The sequence below is a fragment of the Pseudomonas fuscovaginae SE-1 genome (assembly GCF_000364705.1).
Lineage (GTDB): Bacteria > Pseudomonadota > Gammaproteobacteria > Pseudomonadales > Pseudomonadaceae > Aquipseudomonas > Aquipseudomonas fuscovaginae_A.
This window is the reverse complement of the sequence record NZ_AQOH01000200.1, coordinates 1-6,299: the sequence shown is the minus strand read 5'-3', so window position 1 is coordinate 6,299 and position 6,299 is coordinate 1. Positions and strand designations below refer to the sequence as shown.

Here is a 6,299-nt window from a genome sequence, read left to right as displayed (position 1 = left end):
CAGGCGCTCGGCTTCCTGAGCGTATTCGATGGCCTGGCGGGTCGCACCACCGACGCCGGCGAGGATCGGGACCGACTTGGCGCAGGTATCGACGGCGGTCTTGATGACCTGGCTGTATTCGCTGGCCGCCAGGGAGAAGAACTCACCGGTGCCACCGGCGGCGAACAAGGCGCTGGCGCCGTAAGGGGCGAGCCATTCCAGGCGCTTGATGTAGCCCGCGGCGTTGAAGTCGCCCTGGGCATTGAAATCGGTGACCGGGAATGACAGCAGCCCGGAGGAGAGGATGGACTTCAATTCTTGTGGATTCATTATTCGAACACCCTGGAGAGCACGTTGTGATGAAGACGACTGTCAGCCACGCTTAAGTCGTACGTCATCGTACAACTAAAATAACAAAGGTCAACAGCAATCGATCAAGAGATCTCACAGACTTTTCCGTCCTTGACGTAGGAAATATTCCATCTATGCTCACATTTAACTGTATATGCATACAGTTAAATTGAACAAAACGATGACATATCAAGGAGCTAGAAATGTCAGTCATTGAACGCCCGCAGCCGCAAATCCCGCTGCACGACGGAAAACTCATTGCCGAACTGGACAGCCTGTTCGGCCCACAGGGCATTGCAATCCCCGGCGATGGCAGCGCTGTCGTCCTGCTCGCCGAAGGACACCACACCCTCAAGTATCACCGCCCCGAACACCTGCCGAATGGGCCCGCAGGCCAGCTCAAGAGATCGCCCCAGGTCCGTTTCGAAGGTGGCGAGCACACCGCCATCGGCGATGGCACCCTGCTGCGCTTCGCCGAAGACGCACCGGCCATTCCCGCCTGGCAGGTGGAACTGCACCTGGACAACGGCCTGGCCCTGACCTACGGTCAGGTCATCGCTCTCGGTGGCGACTTCTACGGAATCCCGGATCGACCGATTGCCGACGGCAGCACCGCACAGGAGCGCCAGACACGTTTCCGTGCCGCCTTCGACTCACTGGCCGTGCTCCCCGCATCCCGGGAAGAAGCGCAGCAGATCCTGCAAGTGATGAAAACCGAGATCAACGCCGCCAACCAGGCGATCCGCGATGGCCGGCAACCCCACGAGGCCTACGATGAACTGGGCGATACCCTGTCGGGCGAATGGAACAGGATCACCGGTGGCGGCAGCATCGCCTCGCCGCTCTTTCCCCTCGGTCGCTACCTGAAGCTGGCCGCCAGCAACTGGGATCACTTCGGCCCTTGGGCCCTGCTCGCCTACCAGGCCGGGCATGCCGTAGCCCTGCGACAGGCGCTGCTGGCCCGCCAGAGCGGTCGTGACCAGGACCTCGAACTGGCCTACGCGCTGAACGCCTTTGCCGACCACTTCCTCACCGACCTGTTCTCCGCCGGCCACCTGCGCGTGCCCCGCAAGCAACTGGCCGACAGTGTCACCCCGAGTGACGTCGGCTCGCTGATATCGCGGTTCATGCACGACGAGGACAGCCAGTACGGTTTGAAAGTCGGCAACGCCCGTGGTGAGCAGTGGAACTGCTACGGCGACAAGCGCTATTTCGACACCCTCGACGACCGCAACCGGCGCCAGGTCAAGCAGGCGGTGCAACAATCGGCGGACGAAGTGTTCGCAACCTTCCTCAGCGGTGTGGTGGTCCCTGCCGAAAGCTATGCCGCCCTGCGTTCGGTGCCCGACCTGGCCCGGCTCGCCGACAGCCAGGACCGCCTGAACTTCGCCCCGTTGTTCGCCCTCAAGGGCAAGACCGTGCTGCGCCGCAAGGACGTCAACGACCTCAATGACCGCAACCGGAGCGACAGCTGGTGGGGCTGGAGTACCTACCTGCTGCTCAAGGACTATCAGCCGAACAAGCCCGCGGGCTACCTGAACCCACCCACCGTGGCCCCGACCATCAGTGCCGATGGCTGGCAGAGCCACACCGCCAGCGAACCCAACTGGCTGCCGGGAAATGCCGTGCGTTACGCGTTCAGCTACAGCAAGGGACTGGACGAATCCTACATCGGCCCGTGGACGGCCTATGTCGAATTGACCGATCGCTTCCAGCCGACCCTCGGCGTGCCGGCCAGTACCGCCTCCGGCGCGACCGGGCGCAACGTGTTCCGTCAGTTCCGCGGCGGTTCACCCGAATTGATCGGCACGCTGGACAGCCAGACGACGACCTTTATCGACAACCATCAATGACAGGGAGATCAGCGATGACCTTTACCGTAAGACTCGAACTGGCGTCCGGCCAGTCGCTCAGGGACATGCCGCTGGAGCTGCTGGCCGACGGCGTGGCCGTCGCCCGGGCGCAGGCGGACGAAAGCGGGAAAGTGGTGTTCGACGTGTCGGCGAAAGCCGCGCAGTGGGCAATACGCGTGGATCGGACGATCCTGCAGGAGTAAGCGGCCTGTCGGACCGCTATTCGCAGACAAGCCACGCTCCGACAGTCACCGCACCTCGCTGGAACCTGGCTTGCCCGCGAAAAAACGCTGACGCCAACCGACTAATTCTGCGCCTCTGCCTCTTCATGGGCCTGGCGCAACCGCTCGCGGCTGTTGGTCAGGTGCAGGCGCATCGCCGCCCGTGCCGCATCGGAGTCCTGGCGGGCGATGGCCTCATAGATCTCCTCGTGCTCGCGCCCCAGTCGATTCATGTAGTGCTGCTGATCGTCATGGGCCAAGCGCGCGGAGTTCAGGCGCGTGCGCGGAATGATGCTGGTGCCCAGGTGGGTCATGATGTCGGTGAAATAGCGGTTGCCGGTGGCCAGGGCGATCTGCAGGTGGAACTGGAAATCCGAGGCCACCGCATCGCTGGCATGGGCCACGCTGTCGCTCAACGCATCCAGCGCCGCACGCATCGCCGCCAACTGCTCGGACGAACGCCGCTGTGCCGCCAGCCCAGCCGACTCCACTTCCAGACTGATACGCAATTCGAGGATCGCCAGCACATCGCGCAGGGTCACCACGGTCGCCGGGTCGATACGGAAACCGCTCGGGCTCGGCGTGTCCAGCACGAAGGTGCCGATGCCATGGCGGGTCTCCACCTGCCCGGCCGCCTGCAGGCGGGAAATGGCCTCGCGCACCACCGTGCGGCTGACTCCATGGGCATCCATGATGGCCGACTCAGTGGGCAGCTTGTCGCCACGCTTGAGTTGACCGTCACGGATCTGCTCGGTCAGGACCGTAACCAATTCCTGGGCAAGACTGCGGCGCTTACGAGGTGCGCGGAGCGCGGCGCTCTGGTTTTCCATATCGAACATCTATCTCGGCTGAACGGCTGAGCCCCATGATAGCTCAACCCGGTTGTACGATCACCGTCTGACTACGCGCCAACGGGCTCCTGAGTGACCAGATGTCCCTGGTCGATACGCAAATGCCGCGGATGGAACTTGTTCAGGCTGCTGCGGTGGCCAACGCTGATGATACTCAGGCCGGGGATCTGGTCGATCAGTGCCTGGTACAATGCCGCTTCGTCTTCCTCGTCCATGGCCGCCGTGGCTTCATCGAGGAACAGCCATTGCGGGGTATACAGCAGTGCCCGGGCGAAAGCCAGGCGTTGCTGCTCACCCGGCGACAACATCCGCTGCCAATGATTGCTCTCATCCAGCCGGCCGGCAAGATGCGTAAGGCGGCAGGTCTGTAGCACCTCTTGATAACGCGGGTCCGGATAAGCATCGCCGGACTGTGGATAACTCATCACCTCGCGCAGGCTGCCGATCGGCAGGTAGGGTTTCTGCGGCAGGAACAACGAACGTGCAGCCGGTAGACGGATGCTGCCGGAACCCCGTGGCCAGAGCTTGCCCATGGCCCGCAGCAGGGTGCTCTTGCCGCTGCCGGACCGCCCGCTGAGCATCAGCCGTTCGCCCGCTGCCACCGTCATGCTGGCACCGGCCAGCAGGTGCCGGCCATCCGCCAGGTCCAGCGCCAGGTTACTCACCTGCAAGGTATCGCCCTGGGTCTGCACGTCGATTGCCGCGACGTGTTCCTCGTTGTCGAGCATGGCCTGGCGGAAACTCAACAGACGATCACACGTGGCTTTCCAAACGGCGATGTTCGAATAGGCGTCGATGAACCAGCTGAAGTTTTCCTGCACGTTGCCAAAGGCCGAGTTGATCTGCATCAGCTCGCCCAACTGGATCTTGCCGGCGAAATAGCGTGGCGCGGCAACGATGAAGGGGAAGATGATCGCGATCTGCGCGTAGCCGGCCGTGAAGAACGTCAGCCGCTTGGTCACCCGCATCAGCGCCCAGTAGTTCGACCAGACCTTGCCGAAACGGCTGCCCAGGCGTTGTTTCTCGTTCGGTTCGCCATCGTACAGCGCGATGCTTTCCGCGTTCTCGCGCACTCGCACCAGGGAGAAACGCAGGTCGGCCTCGAAGCGCTGTTGCTGGTTGTTCAGCGGGATCAGGTTGCTGCCGATCACCCGCGTCAGCCAACTGCCGACGGCCGCGTAGAGAAAGGCACACCAGAACATGTAGCCGGGAATGGTGATGCCGAAGACCTCGATGCTGCCCGAGACGCCCCAGAGGATGATCGAGAACGACACCAGGCTGACCAGCGTGCGGAACAACCCGAGGGTCAGGGTCAGGGTGTCGCTGGTGAAACTGTTGAGGTCTTCGCTCAGCCGCTGGTCCGGGTTGTCGGTGTGCCCGCCCGACTCCATCTGGTAGTAGTTCTTGTGCTCGAGCCAACGCCGGAAATGCTGCTCGGTCAGCCAGCGGCGCCAACTGATGGTCAGCATCTGGGTCAGGTACAGGCGGTAGACCGCACCCAGGATGGCGACGGCGGCAATCACGCCGAAATACAGGATCAGGTGCCAGAAGGCCTCGCTGTTCTTTTCCTGCAGCGCGTTGTAGAAATCCTTGTACCAACTGTTGAGCCAGACCGAGATGCCGACGCTGAACAGCGTCAGCACGACCACGCTGATCAGCAGCAGCCAGGCCTTGCCCTTCTCTTCACTGCGCCAGTAAGGCGAGGCCAGTTGCCAGACCCTACGAAAGAAATGCCCTTTTACTGCATCGTTGACCGCGGAATATTCAGCGTTCTTAGTCATTCTAAGGCTCGGTTGGCGTAAGAAATTTCACCAACCGATCATAGATGATTCGCCCGTGCAGGCGTGCAGATTGAAAGGGTTCCGTTCAGCGCCGGTTCAGCGCCGCACCGGCCGCTTCTGCAATTTGCGCTGCAAGGTCCGCCGGTGCATGCCCAGGGCACGGGCCGTCGCGGAGATGTTGCCCTCATGCTCGGTCAGCACCCGCTGAATGTGTTCCCACTGCAGGCGATCCACCGACATCGGGTTTTCCGGTACCAGAGTGTCGAGGTCGGCGTGCTCGGACAGCAGCGCCGCCAGCACGTCATCGGCATCCGCCGGCTTGCACAAATAGTTGCAGGCACCGCGCTTGATCGCTTCCACCGCGGTGGCGATGCTGGAATAGCCGGTCAGGATCAGCACGCGCATCTCCGGGTCCAGCTCCAGCAGCTTGGGCAGCAGCACCAGGCCGGAATCGCCCTCCATCTTCAGGTCCAGGGCGGCGTAATCCGGCAGGTCCTGCTGGGCCAGGATCAGCCCCTCTTCGGCGGAACCGGCGATGCTGACGCGAAAACCGCGGCGGCTCATGGCCCGCGCCATCACACGGGTAAAGGTGGCATCGTCGTCCACCAGCAACAGGTGCGGCAGTTCCTCGCCTTCGACCTGGATCTCGTCACTCATGCTTCGTCTCCTCGGGCAACACGGGGCAGGCGCAGCTCGGTGAGCGTGCCGCCTTCCTCATGACTGTAGAGTTTCACCGAGCCGCCGGCGCGTGTCACGCTGGCCTTGCTCAAGAACAGGCCGAGGCCGAAGCCTTTGCCCTTGGTGGTAAAGAACGGCTTGCCGATCTGCTCGGCAATGGCCAGCGGCACACCGGCGCCGTGGTCGCGAATACTGATGGTGAAGTTTTCCTCATCCCAGTCGAGCCGCACTTCCAGGCCCTCGGGGCAGGCGTCGGCGGCATTGTTCAACAGGTTGAGCAGGGCCTGGGTCAGGTCCGGCGGCGGCGCCAGGCGTGGCACCTCGCCCTGGCCGAGGCGCTGGAAGCGATAGCTGGCTTCCGGGCGCATCAGGTGCCAGCGGTTCAACGCCTCGTCGAGCCAGACGGTGACGTCCTGCTCCTCTACCGCCAGTCGACGATTGGCCTCGGCCGCGCGCACCAGTTGCTGCAGGGTTTCCTTGCACAGCTTGACCTGGTCCTGGAGCACGCTCAGGTCATCCTGCAGCAGCGGGTCCGGGTGGTCCTGGCGCATCTCCTTGAGCAGCACGCTCATGGTCGCCAGCGGC

7 protein-coding genes are annotated in these 6,299 nt (G+C 62.9%); 2 read left to right on the top strand and 5 right to left on the bottom strand.

The annotated features are described in order from the left end of the window. Window positions 1-309, bottom strand: a 309-nt coding sequence (locus K675_RS0117525) for a dihydrodipicolinate synthase family protein (RefSeq protein WP_198291657.1), incomplete at its 3' end; no start/stop codon positions are given. Window positions 310-533: 224 nt separating this feature from the next. Between K675_RS0117525 and K675_RS0117520 the strand changes: the two genes are divergently transcribed. Both K675_RS0117520 and K675_RS0117515 read left to right on the top strand, forming a co-directional pair. Beyond that, complete coding sequence (locus K675_RS0117520; protein WP_017904787.1) at window positions 534-2,183, top strand: hypothetical protein; 1,650 nt, start codon at window positions 534-536, stop codon at window positions 2,181-2,183. Between the two features lie 14 nt (window positions 2,184-2,197). Next, window positions 2,198-2,386 (top strand): hypothetical protein, encoded by a 189-nt coding sequence (locus K675_RS0117515; RefSeq protein ID WP_017904786.1) that lies wholly within the window; start codon window positions 2,198-2,200, stop codon window positions 2,384-2,386. Between the two features lie 101 nt (window positions 2,387-2,487). On the opposite strand, the gene K675_RS0117510 is transcribed toward K675_RS0117515, so the two are convergent. The 4 genes from K675_RS0117510 to K675_RS0117495 form a co-directional block, all read right to left on the bottom strand. Then, a complete protein-coding gene (locus tag K675_RS0117510; protein ID WP_017904785.1) occupies window positions 2,488-3,234 on the bottom strand; it encodes a FadR/GntR family transcriptional regulator in 747 nt (248 codons plus the stop codon). A 71-nt stretch (window positions 3,235-3,305) separates the two neighbouring features. Further along, the gene (locus K675_RS0117505) at window positions 3,306-5,036 is read right to left on the bottom strand and encodes an ABC transporter ATP-binding protein/permease (protein ID WP_017904784.1); all 1,731 of its coding nucleotides are present in this window, start codon (window positions 5,034-5,036) and stop codon (window positions 3,306-3,308) included. A 96-nt stretch (window positions 5,037-5,132) separates the two neighbouring features. Continuing rightward, window positions 5,133-5,693 carry a response regulator transcription factor gene (locus tag K675_RS0117500; RefSeq protein ID WP_017904783.1) on the bottom strand — a complete coding sequence of 187 codons (561 nt, stop codon included), beginning with the start codon at window positions 5,691-5,693 and terminating at the stop codon, window positions 5,133-5,135. Next, a partial coding sequence (locus tag K675_RS0117495; RefSeq protein ID WP_017904782.1) for a sensor histidine kinase occupies window positions 5,690-6,299 on the bottom strand: 610 nt, incomplete at its 5' end. The genes K675_RS0117500 and K675_RS0117495, both read right to left, overlap by 4 nt.